This is a genomic window from Rhizobium sp. Root1334, from assembly GCF_001426665.1.
Taxonomy (GTDB): domain Bacteria; phylum Pseudomonadota; class Alphaproteobacteria; order Rhizobiales; family Rhizobiaceae; genus Pararhizobium.
In genome coordinates this window covers 174,946-195,899 of record NZ_LMEY01000031.1, presented here as the reverse complement: position 1 = coordinate 195,899, position 20,954 = coordinate 174,946, and the positions used below count along the sequence as shown (strand labels likewise).

Genomic DNA, 20,954 nt, shown 5'->3' with positions numbered 1-20,954 from the left:
GCACCGCCTGCTAAATTAGTACTTTTGGACGTACCTGATCTACCTATCCTGTAGATCGCCTCTCAGTCTGCGTGGCTGCCAATCAGCGTCGGAACGCCTCACTCCAGGCAACCCGGCGCATTCGAGGCTTTGCCGGCATGTGACAGGAGGTAAGCGGAAACTCCGCTTATGCCCGGCCGCCCACCGAAAGGCTTATCCGGTTTTCTGGCGCAGGACCGGGTCCTCCTAAAGTGCATGGTGAGACTAATCTTGATGCGCCTCAAGGCGAAGACCAGACCGTCTTCCTACGCTCGGTCATTCCGTTCATCCTGTGAGGAGCACATTGACGATCGGCCGTAGTGGAAATTGGCAGGTGTTGCCGTGGCCGGGGGTGCATCGCTGTCGAAATCAAAGCCTGGCCTGAATCCAGTAGGAAACCCCTATTATGCTACCTCCTTTGCAGCTCAGCGTGATTGTGCCTCACCTCAACGAACCGGACGATCTGCGCCAGTGCCTTGTTTCTTTGGATGCACAACGCGCAGATGGCATTCCGTTCGAGATCATTGTGGTGGACAACGGCTCGGCGGAAATGCCTACGGCGGCATGTGCCGGTATTCCAGATCTCCGTTTAGAGCGTGAGACTGTTCCCGGCCCAGGACCGGCGCGCAATCGTGGCGCCGATCTCGCGCGCGCGGACCTACTGGCTTTTATCGACTGTGACTGCGTCGCTCAGCCCGGCTGGGTAAAGGAGATCGTCAGCCTGATGGCGAACAAGCCCGACGTCGCTCTTCTCGGCGGCGATATCGGAATTTTGGTTACGGACCCCCGATATCCGAGCGCGATTGAATCCTATGAAAGTATCTATAGCTACCGCGCACGCGCTTACGTCGAACAATACGGATTTGCCGCAACAGGCAACATGGCGGTCAGAAAGAAGGTTTTTCAGTCAGTAGGCCCTTTCGGCGGGATCTCGACGATGGAGGATACCGACTGGGGACAACGGGCAACGGCGAGAGGCCACCGCATTATCTTTCTGCCCGAGGCAAGAGTTCTTACCCCCTCGTGCAAGTCGTTTGCCGATCTGGCGCGTCGATGGGACCGGCACGTGGCACACGAATTCCGCAAAGTTGCCGGAGACCGAGGGGCGATGCTGCGCTGGCTTGTCGATGGCATCCTTGTTGTCGGCTCACCGTTGGCCGAGACCTTCAAAATCCTCACGACGGATCGCGTATCTGGCATCCGAAATCGCATGCTCGCGCTCGCATGCTTAACCCGTATTCGGGTTCATAGAGGTCGCCGGATGTTCGGCCTAGTGTTTCATGGCGATGCAGGCCGCTTTGTCGAAAACTGGAACCGCGAAGGATCTTGAGCTATCTCCACGTTGCATGCTTCCAGGAAATCGGCCTGCAACAGGCACGCTCACGTCCCCTTCCAACCCTCACACGGCACGCGTTCAAGCTGACAGAACTTGGTCGAATGCACCTTGCGCGCCGTTCCAAAGCACCCTGCGCCGGTGAGGTCGCCGTGCCTTTTCCTGTCATCCACCCGGCCGCAACCTCTCGGATGAGCGGATAATCCCTGAATTTAAAATCCGGACATTTCTCACGACAACCAGACATACATCGAATTGTTTAGATTAGATTTATTGAGATTTTTCCACCAATGGTTAATATCTGATTAATAACGGCTATTGGGGCAATAAACACGAAAAAGAGGAAATACATATTCCTCCAAATTCAATGTTATACTAAATTTTGCACGCCCCTTGTGCGGTTCTTTTCAAAAAGAAGCCATTTTGGAGGCGTTATGTCGGAAAGCAATCTAAGATATCCATTACGGCTTGTTGCACATAGCCCGACATACAACCGAAAAACCAAACCCCGGTCGCTCTACCTTACAGCCAAACGTTTTTTTGACGTCACTGCGACGTTGCTGGCAGTGCCATTCGCTTTGGTGATCGTCGGAGTTTTTGCCCTGCTGATCCAGGTGAACGGCGGAAAGGCCTTCTTCTCGCAACCACGCGTTGGAAAGGGCGGGAAGATCTTCAATCTGTGGAAGCTTCGGACGATGGCCGTCGATGCGGACAAGAGGCTGCAAGAATATCTGGATACCGACCCCTCCGCGAAGGCGGAATGGGAAACCAAGCAGAAGCTTGAGAACGATCCCCGCATTACGTGGCTGGGAAAGTATCTGCGCAAATATTCAATTGATGAACTCCCGCAACTGCTGAATATCCTTGCTGGAGATATGAGTCTGGTTGGCCCGCGTCCAATGCTTCCCGAACAGCGGCAACATTATCCCGGAACGGCCTACTTCAACATGCGCCCCGGCTTGACTGGCCTATGGCAAATCAGTGAGCGCAATGCGTGCACCTTCGTCGAGCGCGCGATGCATGACACCCGCTATTCGGCCATGATGTCCTTCAGTGCTGATTTGTGGATTCTGTTCCTGACGCCAATGGTTGTCCTCAAAGGGACGGGTCTTTGAAAAAAGGCCCGCACTAAAAAGCAAAGCACCAAGACGACCTGGTGCTTTGCTGATTATTTGACACTGATTATTTAACGAACGGACCAAATCCAAATGATCTTCTTCCCAACATACATGAAGACCAGCCGGGATCAGAATTTTTGGATGTTAGTGCTCACTTCCCTTCATCGTCTCATTCCGTCCTTCGTTGGCGGAAACAGAAGAAAGCGGGAAGAGATCTTTGATCTTGTAAGCGACTTCGGTCCTGTTGGTCGCCTTGACCTTCTTCATGATGTTGCGGATGTGCACCTTGACGGTGCTTTCCCGCAAATTGAGTTCGTAGGCGATGATCTTGTTGGCCTTGCCACGCCGTAGTGCCTCAACGACTTCGGCCTGCCGTTCCGTGAACATGCCTGTCAACGGACGCGCAGCCGGACTTCCGGTCTCAATTGCCTGTCGCATTGCAAATACGCTGCTGGCCGGCACGAAGATACCGCCTGCCATTGAAAGAGCGATCGCTTCAATACAGACGTCGATACTGACGGAAGATGGAATATAACCCTTTGCTCCGCATTCCAACGCCTTCATTATTTGCGGGAGGTCATCAGCATCAGCGAGAACAATGATGGGCGCTTCAAAGGCTGAAGACAGCCTGGTGATTTCCTCGGACACCCCAGTATCACCAATTTTTTTCCCGCCTACATTCAGCAGGACGGCAGCCAGTGGCGGGTAGTCATGCCGCTTGCGCTCCCATTCGTTCACCGAACCGAAAGCGAGAACATCCATATCCATCTTATGGGCAGAGATGCAGTAAGCAAGGCATTGCCGGTCAAGTGCGCGATCGTCAATAATTAAAAGCGAGCGGCCCCGTGGCAACTCACCGGTTTTTTTATCATTTTCAGTATGAGGAGGATCAACTGCTAGAGAATGAAAAAGGTTACTCGATATGTCCTTGCCATTTGTCATTAATAGTGAGCTCATACGTATTTACTCCCAAAACGCACATGCAACAGCCCTTGTCTTTTGCCAAGGTCGTTAAAAAACGCACGCGCCAGCCCCAGATTCTTACTATGACTTCAACCTGTGATACATTTCTAAAAAATCAAAATATCTATTCGCAGTTCCTTATATTACACAAATTACCGGCGTTGCCTAGTATTTGAATGATTCCTTAAATTATTTGTTTTCCCTGGCAGAAAGGAATCCATTCCAGAAGGAATGAAGAAGGGGGCCGTTCGCGAAAATGGCCAATACCTTTCTACGGGTTTTGCCAGCACAAGCTCGCCGGCCAAAGACTGAAGGGGGGATTTTGCAAACTCGCCGAGACTGGAGAGACCCAGCATATTCAATGAAATCACAATGATGCGAATAACGCTGAAGTATTTTAAATATTAAATTTGTATTATTACTGTTTCAGGAGATGCGCCCAGCAGATTCAAATCAGGTTCCGGGTTTGCCTTTTCCGTGGACAATTAAGCGCACCAGCTGACGGCGCTACGCTTGCAAAATCGTCCACCGCGCCAGCCCGACAACTTGCCCTTCATCGCCACGGTAAACGTGGCGACCCGACAGCCTATACTCCTGCGCGTGAGAACGGCGCCTTCATTCGCCCACCGGTCCCCATCGAGCGGAATAGCTTTTCGAGAAGATAAATCTCTCGACATATATATCGCCCTTGGGAAACAGGGCTCTGACTTCGCTGTAGGACAGGAGGTTAATCCGATCCGTGTGGTAACGCCGCACGGCGATGTCCGAAGCGCCATAGTCCCTCGACAATTTAAGAGCGGCACGGCGGATGGGTGGAGCAAACCAGTGCAGGAAAGGAAGCCGGAAATGCGGCTCGATGGGAAACTCCCAGGCTGGCGTCTGTATCCATCCGGAAAGCCCTACACGTTGCATTTCCGATGCCATCGCGCTCATGTCGGGCCACGCACCGACATGCTCGATCACCGAGTTGGAATGAACCAGGTCAACCGACTTATCGGCATACCCTTTCAAGTCACGGGCATCGCCGATCTCACTGGTAAAGAGATTCGACAATCCGTGCCGGTCGATCTCGTTCTCATCTATGTTCAAAAGCCGGATTTCGCTAATACGCTCATGTCCAACGTTTTCCCAATAGTCCGGCCGCCCGCCAACGTCCAGAATGGCGACAGGCCTCCCCAGGTGATCGGCAAGTCTCTCGATCTGACGTCTTAGAATGCGCCCGCGAGCAGTTCTGAAGCGGCTAATCGTTAGGTCCTTCATGTCGTCTGGGCCCCCAATGCGTGCCAATTGTTATTGGTTCAATATTGTTCCAAGTTTATCGTCAAAATTTCCGGACCAATCCGGAGAATTATTGTGCATAGATGCGTACCCATAATAACCTTTTCCCATTCTGTTATTGACGAATAAGACATTTCGTATTTCGCCTCCGCCGAATTGACCGTCCGAATAGACCGTATATCCGCCGCCGACGAGGCGATTTCCTTCAACGCGCACGCGCGCGATCGGCCCGAAATAATTGCTAAGCATGATCGCCGACGTCTGCGGGTGCGGATTGACGATGGTATTCCCCTGGATGAGAACATCAGCGATCCCGCCATCCGTGGCAATTCCATCAAAATGAGGACCGTCCCACTGGGATTGCAGGTCATGGATATAGTTGTTTTCGATACCTATTTTTGATGAGCCTGTGAGGTATATGCCGTCTTCCGTATGATGGATGTTGCAGTGGCGTATCGTGACGTTACTGCCGGAAATGCTGATACCCCGGATACCAGGCGCGGCTTGACCATCGATCTCGCAATTCTCAACGGTCACGCCATCTGCACGGATGTCCAGCACAGCCCAGCCGTTTGCCCTTATCCTGCAATTGCGAAGGGTGACGTTCGGTGCGGTTATCGAGACAGTTCCGGCAAAATCCAGGCCACTGACTGTCACTCCGGGGACGTTCAGAGTTAAAGTGGCCGCTCTATTGAGGGGGGTGTTGGCAGGGATACCAGTATTCGTTTCATCAGGGTAAGCGTCCTTCGTCATCGCAACAGCAGATGGCTGTGTCAGGATCGCTGGCTGACTCGACGCTGAAGGCGCGCTCTGTACCACAGCCGCCGCGAGCAACCAGGAAATTGCATGCCACCGAGGTTTGATCCAAAATCTCATCACGGTGTTCGCATTCGGCCCGTACGCTTTGAGCCGGCTTGTATGCGCTGGCCTTCGCCGCCTCTAATATCCTGCATCCAGGATGCGCTTCCCAGATAAAACATGATCAGCAGATAGGGGGCGTTCCAGAAATGGACCGTCCACCCCACCGTAAAGATGCCAATCATGGAAATCAGGTAAGCCGTCCGGTAGTCATTTTGCTGCGCGGTCAGCCCTTCTTTTAAGGCAGTGCTGAAAAAGACCCATGCGAAAGCCAGGAACATCAGGATGCCACCGGGATATCCGAAGCGCACGAAATTGATCAGCCAGAACATATCGATGCTTGGCTCCATCCATTCCGGCCGCTGGTACTCGTGAAAGCCTATGCCGAATATTGGATGATTAAAGATCGAAAGCCATCCGTAGTGCCAGATGCGAATACGATCCCATCCCGTATCTTGGCTGAAGGCAAAATAGTGAACGTAAAACTCAAAAAAGGATTGGTTTGAGAGCAGGGAGATCCCCAGGTAAAGCGCAGCAAAGCCCCCCGCGAGAACATGCCATCGATAACGGAAGTCCCGCAGAATCCATCCCCAGGACATCAAAAGGGCCTGCATCACCAGTGCGCTCAATGGGCCGGACGACATCGACAAAAGAGTGGCCACGAACACCAACGCCGATCGACCCCATCGCCGTATCAGTGAAAGGTTCCGCCCCAAAACCTTGTGCACGAGGGCAAAAACGAATGTGCAGAATACCCCGTATAAAATCGGATGATCGAAGACCGACTGCACACGGCGCAGGCCCCATCGCGGCGCCATCGCATAATCGATCTGAGTGGGTAAAACAGCCCTAAACGAATTGAGCGCTATATTCGAACCTGTTACCGATTCATAGATTGAAAAGGGGAGAAGAAGCAATATTAACAAGAAGATGGCCTTAACCATTCCGTAAAACTGCCTCTCGTTTCTAACACACACGCGAGCAAGAAAATAAGCTCCCATCGTTTCAATCGCCATCATCCCGCCAGACTGGACTGAAGTGGCAAGGTCATGGACTGCGGCAAGACTGAGCGAGCACCAGAGGCAGAACAAAATCACCAGAATATCAGGCGCCCTGATCCGCCCGGCCTTACCGTTCATCCACATGACCAGACACGGGATGATCGCAGCAATCAGGATGAGGCGGGAAACTGACAGGCGCAACGAGCCGAGCTCGATGATCCAGGGAATGATCAAGCTGACCAAAAATAGAACGGCCGGCCAAGACAAGGCATTTTGGCTCGCTGACTCGGCAATTCTCTCAGACCCTGCAAGCGCGCGAACAACGACCGCACGATCCGCGCTGCGCGCAGAGACAGGCCGAGCGTCGGAGCCAGGCTGCCGTGGCTGCTCGGGAAACTCCGCCCGCCGTCTTGCGACACGCTTCGTGTGCATTACTGAGGAACCCGATTTGAAAGGGTAAACCCAAGCCGAGACGGTTGCCTCAAGCCATGGCCGGATTTCCGGCTTACCTTGGAGGCGCGGCACGCCGTGCTGGAAACTGCAATCTGCAGGAGATTAAACACAACTTCACTCCGTGACGCCGGAACCCGTTTGAATGAGGTTGCAGTCTGTCAAAGTCCTTGCGCGATAAGAACCTGGATTTTGGTCGAGAGGGGGCGGGGTTTTTGCCGAAACAGCTACCTCTTATGCGGCCTGCCGTTTCAGTCGACAGCTGAAAATCACCTATCGGGCGATCGCAGGCTCCCCCAAATGACGGAGCGTCGGCCACGCTGCATCCCGTCGCCTCCCCTCTTGGCGACCTGCTTATGAATAAAGCTAGATTGCGCTGGTCAGGGCGGTCCCTTACGCCGGAACAGCTGGGTCGCGCTCGTCATGGGACTTGAACCGCGGTCATTGCATAGAGGTCGCCTCGAGGCCAAGCGTGCTGACGCAACACATTTACGATGCCTCTACGATGCCTCTGTCGTTTGAATATGTGGAAATTAGTTGATGACGATATCGGTTATTCTGCCCACGTATAACAGGAGCAACTGCCTCGCTGCAGCGATCAACAGCGTCATCACCCAATCCCATCAGGATTTGGAGCTGATTGTCGTCGACGATGCATCGACGGAGGACGTCGAAAGTGTCGTGCGCAGCTTCAGCGATCACCGTATACGCTATGTAAGACGCGCTCGAAACGGCGGTGCCGCCGCTGCACGAAACACCGGACTTTGTCACGCAAAAGGCGAATATATCGCGTTCCAGGACAGCGACGACCTATGGTTACCCGGCAAATTGCAGAAGCAGTTCGCGCTGTTTTCCAAGATTCCCGGCCACGTCGGTGTCGTTATCGGCGCGAAAATTGTCTATGGGCGCGACAATCAGCGAAATTACGGATCCGGCCGGGTGGCTTACGACCCTCCTCCCGAAGGGCGCCTGTCGCTTGACGACGACCAACTCGGACGCCTCCTCACACAAAATCGGATCAGCTTGCAAAATGCTCTGTTTCGGAAGGACTGCTTTCCGGATGCGGAATGGTTCGATGTCTGCGCCCGGGCCAATGAAGATTGGGACTTTGCCATCAGGCTGGCCCAGCACACGTCAATCTATGAAGACATAGAACCGGTCGTGCTCGGGTTCATTTCGCACGACAGCATTTCGATAAATCGCCGCCGGGAAATCATCGGTTTGCTCCGCATCCTGAAGAAGAACAGGCAGGTGCTGTGCGGGCGCAAGGAACAAAGATCCTTGATGCTGATCGATGTCGCCCGCTATTTTTATACCGCGGGAAAAACGCGGAGCGCCGTGAAATTTCTGACTGCCGCGCTCGGAGACTATCCCCGCCATATGCACCTGATCGGCACTATCGCGGTTGGAAAATTGTTCAAACGGCGGCCTCAACGACCCATCGCATAGTCCAAAACTTGGCTCAGGCTGTGTTGACCGGACGCTCTCCGTCCATGCCAAAAACCCGCAACGCAATGGCACGTTTCAAGCAAAGTAAGGCGCCCTGATATATCGCGGCACCGGGCGCATCGCTTGCTCTTACCTCTGGTCCATCAAGCCGAACGCCTTTGCCCAGAATGCAGGCCAGGCTAACACACTCAGCTTGCCATAGGTGCACGGGAGGGATGCCCTGCAAGCCCCCTTTTGATGGAAGCATCCATGGCTGGAGCCGATAGGTGCAATCCCCGCAACAGGAAGCATCAACACCCCCTGCCCGGCTACGCCTTTCGAAGTGCGGATTACCGCATTTTGTTCCCTTTACTCTCCGGTCGAAAGGAACTCTTCTGAATGCGGAAGAATTCAAAAGCAACGGGGCAATAACCGATGGTTTAGCGGCAGAAACCGCCGCATCCAACGCGTTTGAATTCAGCATAGTTGGCGGCTTGGGGTCTTCGCGGCATGATCGCATCGAGTGTCATTTTGGATGAAGGGGTGATTGTTCACCACCCTGATCTGGTCAATCTGTACGGATGCAAAGTGGGGGCAGGCTCGCGCATCGGTACATTCGTCGAAATCCAAAAAAACGCCGTCATCGGCCGGAATTGCAAAATCTCCAGCCACTCCTTCATCTGCGAAGGTGTGCAGATCGAAGACGGCGTCTTTATCGGCCATGGTGTCATGTTCACCAACGATCTCTACCCGCGTGCCGTCAATTCCGATGGCGAGCTGGTGACTGACGGCGAATGGGAAGTTGTTCCCACACTGGTCAAAAGTAAGGCGGCGATTGGCAGCAATGCGACAATCCTGCCGGGGGTGACGATCGGCATCGGTGCGGTCATCGGCGCGGGCGCCGTGGTGACAAAAGATGTTCCAGACTGGGCCATCGTCGCAGGTGTTCCAGCAAACGTTATCGGTCGCGTCCAGGGCGCACCGGCCAAAATCCCTTTATCCAGGAGAGTATAATGATCGGCATAGCGGTGATCGGCTACGGCTATTGGGGCCCCAATCTTGTCAGAAACATAGCGGAGGTACCCAATGCGCGCCTTCTGTATGTTTGTGATCTTATGCCGGAGCGGCTGACGACCGTTAAGGCGCGCTATCCGGCCGTGGAAATCACCAGCGACTTCGAAGAGGTTCTGCGCGATCCCCGCGTCCATGCGATCGCTATCGCCACGCCGGTTTCGACGCATTTCAAGCTTGCCATGAAAGCAATGATGGCGGGCAAGCACGTCTTCGTCGAAAAGCCGATGGCCTCGACGGTGGATGAGGCGCGCCGGATGGTCGATGAAGCTGCGCGCCGCCGACTTGTCCTCGCCGTCGATCATACGTTCGTTCATACGGGCGCCGTCCGCAAGATGCGCGAAGTCGTCGAAAACGGCCTTGGAGACATGTATTACTATGACTCGGTCCGGGTTAATCTCGGCCTGTTTCAGCACGATGTCAGTGTCATCTGGGACCTGGCCGTCCACGATCTCTCCATCATGGACTATGTGCTGCAGGAAAAGCCGGTCGCCGTTTCGGCAACCGGGATGAGCCATGTCGCCGGCGAACCGGAGAATATCGCCTATCTCAACCTGTTTTTCGAAAGCAAGCTGATCGCCCATATCCACGTCAACTGGCTCGCACCCGTCAAGGTGCGCCGGACACTGATCGGCGGTAGCAACAAGATGATCGTCTACGACGACCTCGAGCCCAGCGAGAAGATCAAGATTTACGACAAGGGCATTACCCTCAATGGCAACCCGCAGCGCAATGGCGAGAAGGTGTACCAGATGCTGGTCGGCTATCGCACAGGTGATATGTATGCGCCGCAGCTGGACATGACCGAGGCGTTGGGCCGTGAACTCAAACAGTTCGTCGATTGCGTGGAAGAAAACCTGCAGCCGATCGTCGATGGCAATGCCGGTCTGCGTGTCGTGCGCATTCTTGAAGCGGCAACCCAGTCTCTTGCGCAGCGCGGCCGCGTGGTCGAGCTGGAACAAGCGAGGCTGATCGCATGATCCCGTCCCTTGATCTCAAAGCACAATACGCCTCGATCAAGGACGAGATCGACGCTGCGGTCCTCGGCGTACTGGCTTCGGCACAATATGTGCTCGGTCCGGAGGTTGCTCAATTTGAAGAGGAGTTCGCGGCTTACTGCGACGCGAAACACGCCGTAGCCGTCAACACCGGCACAAGTGCACTCCACCTGGCCCTGCTCTCCGCAGATGTCGGCCCCGGCGATGAGGTCATTACCGTTCCATTTACCTTCGTCGCGACCGTATCGGCGATCTGCTATGCCGGCGCATTACCGGTGTTCGTCGATGTCGAACCTGTCACGCTGACCATGGATCCCGCCAAACTTGAAGCGGCGATCACGCCGCGCACAAAGGCAATCGTCCCTGTTCATCTGTACGGCCAGATGGCCGATATGGACGCCATCATGGCAATTGCCGCCCGCCACGGTATCGCCGTTATCGAGGATGCCTGCCAGGCACACGGTGCGGAATACAAAGGCCGCCGCGCAGGTAGTATCGGCGCTTCCGGTTGTTTCAGCTTCTACCCCGGCAAGAACCTCGGCGCCTGCGGCGAAGGCGGCATTATTGTCACCAACAATGATGCCCACGCCAAGACCATGCGCATGCTGCGGGATTGGGGCCAGGAACGGCGCTATCACCATCTGGTGAAAGGGTTCAACTACCGCATGGACGGCATCCAAGGTGCGATCCTGCGGGTAAAGCTTCGGCATCTCGACGCCTGGACCGCGGCGCGCCGGACGCATGCCGCACGCTATTCTTCGATGCTCTCCAATCTGGACACCGTGGAAACACCCGTCGAAGTGGCGTATCGTCGGCACGTCTATCATATCTATGCCGTCCGCTGCCGGGATCGGGACGGCCTCCATCGCGCTTTGGAAGCCGAGGGTATCCAGTCCGGTCTGCATTATCCCATTCCGGTTCATCTTCAAAAGGCGCACGAAGACCTCGGATACCGGCAAGGTGACTTCCCGGTCTCGGAGGCTGCTGCACGCACGGTTCTGTCATTACCGATCTATCCTGAAATGACGGCAAGGCAGGTCGAACAGGTGGTCGCCGCGGTGGAGCAAGACGCCTATGTCAGCTGACATCACCTCGGTTGCCCGGATCGTTCAAGCGGTCCACGGCCGTCGCGAAATCCATAAGGACCCGGATTTCCAGCGTGAACTCGCCGCCGAACTCAAGCGCTCATATGGTGCCGCTGGCCTTGTCGAGCTCTATGGCCGCTTTTCAGCCGGGGATGGGTATGTCGATGCCTTGATGCGCAAGGCGATCTGGCAGGCAGCCACGCGCCGGTGCGGTGGCGGCCTGAATATTGGAAGCGGTGCCGGCTTCAAGCATCCCGAAACGTTCGAGGTCGGCAACGGCGTGTTCATTGGAGCGCAGGCCTATGTTCAGGGCCGGTATGATGGAACATGCGTGATCGGCGACAATGTCTGGATCGGTCCGCAGGCGTTTCTCGATGCGCGCGACCTTGTGATCGAGGAATGCGTCGGCTGGGGGCCAGGCGCCAAGCTGCTTGGCTCCAGCCATACTGCGGTTCCAATCGACGTACCGATCATCCGCACGGACCTCGAAATCAAACCGGTTCGCGTCGGCGCATGGGCCGATATTGGAACCAATGCGACGATCCTTCCCGGTGTCACGATCGGCAAGGGCGCGATCGTCGGCGCGGGAGCGGTTGTCGTTTCAGATGTCGCACCATTCTCGGTTGTCGCCGGTGTTCCGGCAAAATTCCTGCGCTGGCGAAGCAACAGCGACACGACGGTAGCCACATCCTGAACGTTGGGGGCAGATCATGAAAGACAAGCGGATACTCATCACTGGCGGTGCCGGTCTCGTTGGATCACACATTGCTGATCTCGTTGCTCTCGAACAACCGCGCGAAATCCTGATCCTGGACAATTTCGTCCGCGGACGGCGCGAAAACCTCGCGCAGGCTTCGGCGGCCTTTCCATTGACAATCATCGAAGGCGATATCCGCGATCGCGCGTTGCTGGAAAAACATTTCGATGGTGTCGATATCGTCTTCCACCAGGCAGCAATCCGGATCACGCAGTGCGCCGAAGAACCGCGTCTTGCCTTTGACGTTCTGGCAGGGGGAACATTCAATGTTCTTGAAGCGGCGGTTAAGGCCAAGGTGGAAAAAGTGATTGCCGCCTCCTCGGCGTCCGTTCTAGGGCTTGCGGACAGTTTTCCGACAACCGAGGAACACCACCCCTACAACAACCGGACGATCTACGGTGCCGCAAAGGCGTTTAACGAAGGGCTGCTGCGCAGCTTTGCCGAAATGTACGGCCTGAACTATGTCGCGTTGCGTTATTTCAACGTCTACGGTCCGCGCATGGATGTCTACGGCGCCTATACCGAGGTGCTGATCCGGTGGATGGAGCGGATATCGGCGGGACTGCCCCCGCTCATCAACGGGGATGGCAGCCAGACGATGGATTTCGTCCACATCCACGATATTGCTCGCGCAAACATGCTTGCGGCACAGTCTGATGTAACCGACGAGGTCTTCAACGTCGCGAGTGGTACGGAAACCAGTCTTCTGGAACTCGCGAAACTGTTGACCGGCGTGATGAACGCATCGATGGAACCGCAACATCAAGCGGCGCGGAAGGTGAACGCCGTGCCGCGCCGGCTCGCCGATACCAGCAAGGCCGAACGTCTCTTGAACTTCAAGGCCGAGATTCCACTGGATGATGGACTTCGCGGCCTCGTCGACTGGTGGCGCAAGGAAAGAGCGCTGGAAATCGGGGGGCAGGCCGCATGAGCCAGGCGCTCCCGCAGATTCCCGTCGCCAAGCCCCTCCTCGATGAATTGGAGGTAGAGGCAGTCCGCCGTGTCGTCTTGTCCGGCTGGGTTACACAAGGTCCGGAGGTTGCTGCATTCGAGAGTGAGTTTGCGGCTTACGTTCAAACCGAACATGCCTGTGCGGTTTCAAACTGCACGACGGCTCTGCACCTTGCGTTGAAGGCTGTTGGGATCGGCCCGGGTGATGAGGTCATAACTGTCAGCCATACGTTCATCGCAACCGCAAATGCCATCCGGTATCTGGGCGGAGTTCCCGTTTTCATCGACATCGAAACCAGCGGATTCAATATTGATCCGGAGCTGATCCAGGCGGAAATCACACCTCGAACGAAAGCGATCTTGTGTGTGCACCAACTCGGCATGCCCTGCAATCTCGCAGCAATCGTCGAGATCGGCCGGAGCAATGATATTCCGGTCATCGAGGATGCGGCTTGCGCGACCGGGAGCGAAATACTCTGGAACGGTCAGTGGGAAAAAATCGGCCGGCCGCGCGGCGATATTGCCTGTTTTTCGTTTCACCCCCGAAAGGTCGTCACGACCGGCGACGGGGGCATGCTGACAACCGCGAATCCTGAATATGACCGCAAGTTTCGTCTGTGGCGGCAACACGGCATGAGCGTGCCCGATACAGTCCGCCACGGCTCGCGCCGGGTGATCTATGAGGGATATCCGGAGCTCGGCTACAACTACCGCATGACCGATCTTCAGGCCGCGATGGGCCGGGTACAATTGACCCGGCTGCCAGAACTGATATCGCGACGGCGTCATCTCGCCGAGCTCTATCGACAGGTGCTTCGCGATATTACCTGGCTTGAAACACCCATCGAGCCCTCCTGGGCACGCAGCAACTGGCAGAGCTATTGCGTCATGCTTCCGCCTTGGCTCGACCAAAGGGAAACCATGCAGGTGCTGCTGGACAAGGGAATTTCAACCCGGCGCGGCATCATGAACATTCATCGCGAAGACGCCTATGCGGACAGGACCACGCATCGGGTCGCCGTAAGCCAGCTTCCGAGAAGCGTGGCAGCGCAAGAAGGAGCGATCATTCTACCGCTGTTTGCGCAGCTAACCGACGAAGACGTTTTGTTCGTGGCGGACGCGCTTCGCAAGCTGTGCGTGGCACCGCAAAGGGCGACCGCTTGATCTCCTCCTCACATCAAATCTTCTAATTGAAAAACCGCGCGCCTCTTGCGAGCCCATCTCGTCAAGGGGCGCTCTGCGCTGGATGGTGTGTTCGGCGGCTCCCCCCGGCTCGGGCCATCTCTCAAGTCGTTCGGAGAACCCACCTTCTGATCGGCAGCGGAAGCAATTCCGGCGGCAATAGACCTATCAGCATTTTCAGCGAATACAGCCCGCTCAACACCACGGCGACAGAGCCCAGCGCAGTGGCGTGCCAGAACGGCAGGACAAGCGTTGCGCTAAAAATCAGTGCCGACGCGACGATGAAGATCAGTCCGATTTTGAGATTGGCGGGGGACCAGCGGAATCCCGTGAGTTTGCGTGCGAAAAAGTAAATGAGCAGACTGTGCCAGAGGTAAAGCCCAAAAAATGCGGCCGCCGAGCCAATCAGGCCGAATTCCGACACCAGCAACCAAGCCAGACCAATATGTACCACCGTTGCGGCAACTTCCGTCCAGAGAAAGACACCCTGTTCGCCTTTCGCCAGCACGATGTAGCCCATGGGCCATGCAATGATGCGAAGCAGCATCCCCAGGCAAATCCAGCGCAGGAGATCTGCAGCGCCATAAAATTCAGGGGAATAGAACAACTGCATGACGATAGGCGCAAACGTCAACGTTGCGAGAACCCCGGGGAAGGCCAGCAGGATGCTGACTCGCGCCTGCTCGTTGACGAGGCGGTTACATGCAGCATGATCGCCGGCAACCGCTGTCAGACGCGGATAGAAATCAGTACCCATCGCCTGAAGGATGAAGCCCGCATAAAGGCTGCCGAGCGCCCAAGCAGCCTGATACAGCCCGGCCGCGACAATGCCGCCGTGCTGCAGGACGATGATACGCACGACATACGCGGTCGCAAGAGTGAGCAAGCCGCTGGCCATGAAGACAAGGCCAAGTTTCAAAAGCCCCCCCAGTTCCTGCCTGAACTGCCGGGCAGACAGATTGGTTGCACCTTGCGATATCTTCCTGCTGTACCACCAGGAAATAAGCAGTGTCAGCGCGGCGGAGGCGATGAGAGACGGTACAACCCCTTCAAAGCCAAAATAGTAGATAAGGGGAATGGTGACCACTGTTGACCAGAATGCCCCCAAGAGGTTGATGCGGGCAAGAATTGAGATTTCCCGCATTCCTTGAATCATTGCGGTCTGCCCCGCCGAAGCAAGCCGGAAGAAAATCGCAAGTGAGAGGAACGCAACGCTGGTGGCGTGCTGATGATCTCCAAACGTGAGGCGCGCAGCCGGAAATGCGAGGGCAGCAAGCAGGACCGTACCGGCAATACCCAGCACAATGGATATTCGCTGAAGAATGAATGCTGTTCCTGCTATCTTTTCAGCATCCCCCGTCCCAACCGCCTCGGCAATTTGACGCACGCCACTCGACTGAACCCCCAAGCCTGCAACGGCCTGGGCGATGTCGGCGATCGAGCTGTAGATAGCCATCAACCCCACACCTTCAGGTCCAAGGATCAGGGCCATCGCCTTGTTGCGGATGATGGAAAATCCCACGGTTATCAATGACGACCCGCCCATCAAGGCTGTCGACTTGAGAATCTGCGTGTAAGTTTGGCCCTCGGACGGGGTTTCGCGTGCATTCATGGGATTTCAAGCCTTATGCTTGCCGTGCACCGGCGAAGAGAAACGGGGGTAGTCCCTGTCGATAATGCACCGGACAACCGTTTCTACGCTCGATTGCCAGCTTGGCGCTCGCTGGCCGAAAGCTCTTTCGAACTTGTCAGTTGAAAGGCATGAGTTCGCTGGGCGTTTGGCCCGGGTGCGGTAAGCGGAAGACAGAATGTCTTCCACGTCTGCGAAAGGACCGCCATGGACCCGGCTCACCTCGAAAACATGCCGGGCAAAACCTGACCAATTTATCTCACCCGTCCCTGTGAAGTGATAGATGCCGGTATAATGTCTGTCCGGATACGTCGCGATGAGAAGGATCGCCTCCGCCAGGTCCAGAGCTGATGTCGGATTGCCCCACTGATCGGAAACAACGCCAATACTCTCCCGTTCGGTGGCGATGCGCAGCATGGTTCGCACAAAATTGGTGCCGAACGGACTGTAGACCCAGCTTGTCCGCAGGATTATGTGGCGAGGATTGACGCTTGCCACAGCGCGCTCGCTGCGCAGCTTGGTATAGCCGTACACGGTCTTCGGTTCGGCCTCGTCATCCTCCAGGTAAGGATAGGGATCCGTTCCGGAAAAAACGTAGTCGGTGGACAGATGAATGATCGGCACACGCAACGCGGCAGCCGCCTCCGCGACAGCTGCGGCGCCTGTCACGTTGATTGCGTACGCAAGGTTGCGTTCATCTTCGGCTCGATCGACCGCTGTGTAAGCGGCGGCCGACACAACCATTTCAGGTTTCGCTGCGAGTATTGCCTGCCTGACCGACGAAGGATCTGTGAGGTCGAAATCCGGCCGGCCAACGGTGATCAACTCTATGTCATCCCTGGCCGCGGCAGCCTCGACAAGGCTGGTGACAACCTGCCCCTTCAAACCGGTCACCAGGATTTTCATTGCACGGCTGCCAATCGACCGAGGCGGGCGCCAGCATAGGTGCCTTCGCGAATAGGCTTCCACCACCAATCATTCTCGAGATACCAGGCAATTGTTTTGGCCAGTCCGGTTTCAAAAGTCTCCTGTGGTTTCCAGCCCAGATGACTTTCTATTTTCGCTGTGTTCATCGCGTAACGGCGATCATGGCCGGGCCTGTCATCCACGAAACAGATAAGATCGCGGTAGCTTCTTTGGCGGCCGCGAGGCTTGGTGCGGTCTAGAATGTCGCAAATTGCCTGCACCACCGCGAGATTGCTGCGCTCACAGCTTCCACCGATGTTGTAACTTTCGCCGATCGTGCCCTCGCTTGCGATCAGCGCGAGCGCGCGCGCATGATCCTCGACATAGAGCCAATCACGGACGTTCGTGCCAGCGCCATAGATGGGCAACGGCTTTTCGTCGAGGGCGTTCAAGATCACGAGGGGGATCAGTTTTTCCGGAAAATGGTATGGGCCGTAGTTGTTCGAGCAATTGGACATCACGATCGGCAGGCCAAATGTCTGGTGCCATGCGCGAACCAGATGATCCGATGCCGCTTTCGACGCGGAATAGGGCGATGACGGCGCATAAGGGGTTTGCTCGTTGAAGGTGCTGCCGTCGAACGGAAGGTCACCGAAGACCTCGTCGGTGGACACGTGATGGAAGCGGAATTGTTGCCTTACCGCACCAGATAGCTGGCGCCAGTATTTCAACGTCGTCTGGAGCAGCCGGAACGTGCCGACAATGTTGGTTTCGATGAACTGGCCCGGCCCATCGATCGACCGGTCCACATGGGTTTCGGCTGCCAGATGGATGACGCGGTCGATCCTTTCCCACCTCATCAACTCGCCCAACACCACTTCGTCACCGATATCGGCGTTGACAAAGCGATAGTTGGCGCAACTCTCGATGGATCGGAGCGAGGCTAAATTGCCGGCATAGGTAAGTTTATCGACGTTGAGGACATTCTCGCCGGCGGAAACCAGATGCCGGCAAAGTGCCGATCCGATAAAACCGGCACCTCCTGTCACGAGAGTTTTCATTGCCCGCCCTCCCCGTGCATATCGAAGACTTCCGCTGTCTCCAGGGACGGCGCCAGCCGGTCATTCTCGGAAAGCTGAAACGTGGAGGCGTTCATCGGCCAGATGATGCCGATGTCGGGATCATCAAAGCGTATGGAGCGGCTATGGCTGGCCGAGTAAGGATTGGTGACCTTGTAGACCACCTCGGTATCCGGCTCGAGCGTCAGAAAACCGTGGGCAAAACCCCTCGGGACGAGCACCTGGTTCCATTTGGCGGCAGAAATCCGCAGAGCGGTCCAATGCGCGAAGCTGGGAGAACCGCGCCGGATATCAACGGCCACGTCGAAGATGGAGCCTTTTATCACACGGACCAGCTTGTCTTGCGCATATGGCGGCAGCTGGTAATGCAGGCCACGTAGCACCCCCGTTGCGATGGAGCGGGAGTGGTTGTCCTGAACAAAACCGAGTTTCACACCGTGCTCACAAAGAAGTTCTGCGTTCCACGTCTCGGAAAAGAAGCCCCGATCGTCTTCGAATTTCGGCGGAAGGATCTCCATCACGCCATCGAGCCCGAGGGATTTAATCTGGAAGCTCATGCCGCGTAATCCTCCACACACTGGCGAAGATAGGTGGCATAAGCTGTTTTCCCGAGGAGACACGCACGCCGCATCACGTCCTGTGGCTGGAGCCACCCCATATCCAAAGCAATTTCCTCCGGGCAGGCGATCTGAATACCTTGCCGGCGCTCGACAGTACGGACGAACGAGGAGGCATCCTGCAAACTGTCGTAGGTGCCGGTATCCAGCCAGGCATAGCCGCGGCCGAGCTGGCAGACATGCAGATCGCCCCTTTCAAGGTAGATGTTGTTGACGGCGGTAATCTCAAGCTCACCCCGCTCAGAGGGCTTGATGGAGGAGGCAATTTCGATGACATCGTTGTCATAGAAGTACAGCCCGGTCACAGCCCAATTGGATTTTGGTTTGGTAGGCTTCTCCTCAATCGTCATGGCCCTGCCTGTTGCCCTGTCGAAGCTGACCACGCCGTAGCGTTCCGGATCTTCGACGTGGTAGGCAAAGACGGAGGCACCTTTTTGCCGTGCAGTCGCCTGCCGGCAAATGTCCGGAAGCCCGTGTCCGAAGAAAATGTTGTCGCCGAGGATCATCGCGACGTTGTCCTTGCCGATAAAGTCGCGGCCAATGATGAAGGCCTCGGCCAGCCCGTTCGGATGGGTCTGTTCGGCGTAGGAAAGATTCAGGCCGAAATCGGAACCATCACCAAACAGCTCTCGAAAGCAGGGCAAATCGCGCGGTGTGGAAATGATGAGAATCTCGCGGATTCCGGCAAGCATCAAAACGCTCAAGGGATAGAAAATCATCGGTTTGTCGTAGATTGGCAGCATCTGCTTCGATACCGCGATTGTCAGAGGGTAGAGACGTGTGCCGCTACCACCGGCAAGTATGATCCCCTTCATCTTTATGCCTTGCTCTCTTTGTCTCGTTGCCCCGATTGGTCTGGTCCACGCAGCGTGTCGGTCGCCAGGCAAAGTGCCCGGTTCCTCATTGACTGGCCTGTTCGGATTGCGCGTTCTGCTCAGCCGTCCGAGCCGTTGCATCAGCAGGCGCTGGAGACATTTTGCGAAGAACCCGCACGACATCACCCGGCAGAAGGACGGTTGAATCCGAGGCTAGAATTTCCCGGACGCCAGAGCCTTCCTGCCGCATGATGCTGAACGCCAGCATCACCGCGCCGGCGCCGGCTTGAGAAGTTGCGTCCCCCGACAGCGCCTCCAGCAATAGCTTCTGCGTTGTTTCACGCTTCAGGTTTTGCTGGTCGAGGCTGGCCTGTTCCGATTGGAGTTCAACAGCGACTTCCGTACGCTGCTTGTCGTAAAGGCCATCCAGGTTGCGTGTTGTTTCGGCGATGTTTTGGCGAGCCCGCATGATGGCGGTCGATAGATCCAGCCGATTTCCATGGTAGCTGCGCAATGTGCGTTCAAGGTCCGACTGACGCGTCGGAAGAGCAATGCCCCGCTCGACCATGCTTTTGACATTGGTCAGTTCTTTTTCGACCGAAGCGATATCCTCATCCGTACTGTCGATCTTCTTTCCGATCGTGGCTATTTCCAACGTCAATAGATCGCGCAGTTCAGTGTAGGACTTTGATTGGCGATCCATGTCATTCATGCGAGCGGCGAAAATAATCTTTTCCTGCTCGAAAATTGCCGAGGCGACCCCATGGCTGTCCTGCATTTCTGGCGCAAGGCGCATTTCCTTGGCGCCTGAAATTTCAGCCTGCAGCCGGGCAATCTTGACCTTGCTGCGCAAGATTGTGTTGCCGATCTCCTGCAGTTGACCGACATAACCCGTCTTGTCTGCGCCCGCCTGCGACGCGTTTGATGACCTCAATTCCCCGCCGCTCATCGCTAAGGATTGCAGAACCGTCAGCCCTGGATGAAATTTGTATTCGCCGGGCTTGTTGACGTCACCAACCACATAGATCGGCGGCTGTTCGAGAATCTCGACGGTCGCCTCGGGGGTCTGCACCAACCCGATTTTCGTCTTTAGCTGCTTGGCAATTTCCGCAGCAAGACCGGCGCCATCGAGATGTCCGACTGACATCGTGCCGATGATCGGAAGCGACACCGTCTTTTCCTGCGAAATCAGGAAATCGCCACCAAGCGCATCCCACTTTTCATAACTGCCCTTTGTGGGCAGCCACTGGACGACCGTTAAGCGAATTTTTGTTTGCGGCGGCAATTGATCACTGTCCGCCAGAACGGGGGAAAACGCACCGCCGAGAACACTCAAAGTGGCCATAGCGAACATCGTTCGAAGGAAGCCACCGTACCGCCAGAAAGATACAATCAATGTATTCTCCAAGCTAAAAA

19 protein-coding genes are annotated in these 20,954 nt (G+C 55.8%); 9 read left to right on the top strand and 10 right to left on the bottom strand.

Annotation, left to right across the window (positions count from 1 at the left end):
• The first annotated feature begins 424 nt into the window (after positions 1-424).
• Both ASD36_RS28995 and ASD36_RS28990 read left to right on the top strand, forming a co-directional pair.
• Positions 425-1,348 (top strand): glycosyltransferase family 2 protein, encoded by a 924-nt coding sequence (locus ASD36_RS28995; protein ID WP_060511403.1) that lies wholly within the window; start codon positions 425-427, stop codon positions 1,346-1,348.
• Positions 1,349-1,785: 437 nt separating this feature from the next.
• Positions 1,786-2,466 (top strand): sugar transferase, encoded by a 681-nt coding sequence (locus ASD36_RS28990; RefSeq protein ID WP_060511405.1) that lies wholly within the window; start codon positions 1,786-1,788, stop codon positions 2,464-2,466.
• A gap of 147 nt (positions 2,467-2,613) precedes the next feature.
• On the opposite strand, the gene ASD36_RS28985 is transcribed toward ASD36_RS28990, so the two are convergent.
• The 4 genes from ASD36_RS28985 to ASD36_RS28970 all read right to left on the bottom strand — a co-directional run bounded on the left by ASD36_RS28985 (position 2,614) and on the right by ASD36_RS28970 (position 7,001).
• Positions 2,614-3,426, bottom strand: a complete 813-nt coding sequence (locus tag ASD36_RS28985) for a response regulator transcription factor (RefSeq protein ID WP_060511407.1) — start codon at positions 3,424-3,426, stop codon at positions 2,614-2,616.
• 621 nt (positions 3,427-4,047) lie between these two features.
• Complete coding sequence (locus ASD36_RS28980; protein ID WP_156393933.1) at positions 4,048-4,692, bottom strand: class I SAM-dependent methyltransferase; 645 nt, start codon at positions 4,690-4,692, stop codon at positions 4,048-4,050.
• A gap of 30 nt (positions 4,693-4,722) precedes the next feature.
• Entirely contained in the window at positions 4,723-5,586 is an 864-nt protein-coding gene (locus ASD36_RS28975) for a right-handed parallel beta-helix repeat-containing protein (protein WP_060511411.1), read from the bottom strand.
• Entirely contained in the window at positions 5,586-7,001 is a 1,416-nt protein-coding gene (locus ASD36_RS28970; RefSeq protein WP_060511413.1) for an O-antigen ligase family protein, read from the bottom strand. Before ASD36_RS28970 ends, ASD36_RS28975 begins: the two co-directional genes overlap by 1 nt.
• 558 nt (positions 7,002-7,559) lie before the next feature.
• On the opposite strand from ASD36_RS28970, the gene ASD36_RS28965 reads away from it, so the two are divergent.
• The 7 genes from ASD36_RS28965 (at position 7,560) to ASD36_RS28935 (ending at position 14,473) form a co-directional block, all read left to right on the top strand.
• Positions 7,560-8,468 (top strand): glycosyltransferase family 2 protein, encoded by a 909-nt coding sequence (locus ASD36_RS28965; RefSeq protein WP_060511415.1) that lies wholly within the window; start codon positions 7,560-7,562, stop codon positions 8,466-8,468.
• 489 nt (positions 8,469-8,957) lie between these two features.
• Complete coding sequence (locus ASD36_RS28960) at positions 8,958-9,461, top strand: acyltransferase (protein WP_060511417.1); 504 nt, start codon at positions 8,958-8,960, stop codon at positions 9,459-9,461.
• On the top strand, positions 9,461-10,498 hold the full coding sequence (locus ASD36_RS28955; RefSeq protein WP_060511419.1) for a Gfo/Idh/MocA family oxidoreductase: 1,038 nt from the start codon (positions 9,461-9,463) through the stop codon (positions 10,496-10,498). The genes ASD36_RS28960 and ASD36_RS28955 overlap by 1 nt, the downstream gene beginning before the upstream one ends.
• Positions 10,495-11,601, top strand: a complete 1,107-nt coding sequence (locus ASD36_RS28950; RefSeq protein WP_060511421.1) for a DegT/DnrJ/EryC1/StrS family aminotransferase — start codon at positions 10,495-10,497, stop codon at positions 11,599-11,601. The genes ASD36_RS28955 and ASD36_RS28950 overlap by 4 nt, the downstream gene beginning before the upstream one ends.
• On the top strand, positions 11,591-12,295 hold the full coding sequence (locus ASD36_RS28945) for an acyltransferase (RefSeq protein WP_060511423.1): 705 nt from the start codon (positions 11,591-11,593) through the stop codon (positions 12,293-12,295). The genes ASD36_RS28950 and ASD36_RS28945 overlap by 11 nt, the downstream gene beginning before the upstream one ends.
• A 16-nt stretch (positions 12,296-12,311) precedes the next feature.
• Entirely contained in the window at positions 12,312-13,289 is a 978-nt protein-coding gene (locus ASD36_RS28940) for an NAD-dependent epimerase/dehydratase family protein (protein WP_060511425.1), read from the top strand.
• A complete protein-coding gene (locus ASD36_RS28935) occupies positions 13,286-14,473 on the top strand; it encodes a DegT/DnrJ/EryC1/StrS family aminotransferase (protein ID WP_060511427.1) in 1,188 nt (395 codons plus the stop codon). The genes ASD36_RS28940 and ASD36_RS28935 overlap by 4 nt, the downstream gene beginning before the upstream one ends.
• 121 nt (positions 14,474-14,594) lie before the next feature.
• Here the strand turns inward: ASD36_RS28935 and ASD36_RS28930 are convergent, their stop codons facing one another.
• The 6 genes from ASD36_RS28930 to ASD36_RS28905 all read right to left on the bottom strand — a co-directional run bounded on the left by ASD36_RS28930 (position 14,595) and on the right by ASD36_RS28905 (position 20,883).
• Entirely contained in the window at positions 14,595-16,103 is a 1,509-nt protein-coding gene (locus tag ASD36_RS28930) for an O-antigen translocase (protein ID WP_060511429.1), read from the bottom strand.
• 6 nt (positions 16,104-16,109) lie between these two features.
• Positions 16,110-17,027 carry a dTDP-4-dehydrorhamnose reductase gene (gene rfbD, locus ASD36_RS28925; protein WP_060511431.1) on the bottom strand — a complete coding sequence of 306 codons (918 nt, stop codon included), beginning with the start codon at positions 17,025-17,027 and terminating at the stop codon, positions 16,110-16,112.
• Entirely contained in the window at positions 17,024-18,088 is a 1,065-nt protein-coding gene (rfbB, locus tag ASD36_RS28920; protein ID WP_060511433.1) for a dTDP-glucose 4,6-dehydratase, read from the bottom strand. The genes rfbD and rfbB overlap by 4 nt, the downstream gene beginning before the upstream one ends.
• A complete protein-coding gene (gene rfbC / locus ASD36_RS28915) occupies positions 18,085-18,663 on the bottom strand; it encodes a dTDP-4-dehydrorhamnose 3,5-epimerase (RefSeq protein WP_060511435.1) in 579 nt (192 codons plus the stop codon). The genes rfbB and rfbC overlap by 4 nt, the downstream gene beginning before the upstream one ends.
• The gene (gene rfbA, locus ASD36_RS28910) at positions 18,660-19,538 is read right to left on the bottom strand and encodes a glucose-1-phosphate thymidylyltransferase RfbA (RefSeq protein ID WP_060511437.1); all 879 of its coding nucleotides are present in this window, start codon (positions 19,536-19,538) and stop codon (positions 18,660-18,662) included. Before rfbA ends, rfbC begins: the two co-directional genes overlap by 4 nt.
• Before the next feature lie 85 nt (positions 19,539-19,623).
• Positions 19,624-20,883 carry an exopolysaccharide biosynthesis protein gene (locus ASD36_RS28905; protein ID WP_244489886.1) on the bottom strand — a complete coding sequence of 420 codons (1,260 nt, stop codon included), beginning with the start codon at positions 20,881-20,883 and terminating at the stop codon, positions 19,624-19,626.
• Between the last annotated feature and the right edge of the window lie 71 nt (positions 20,884-20,954).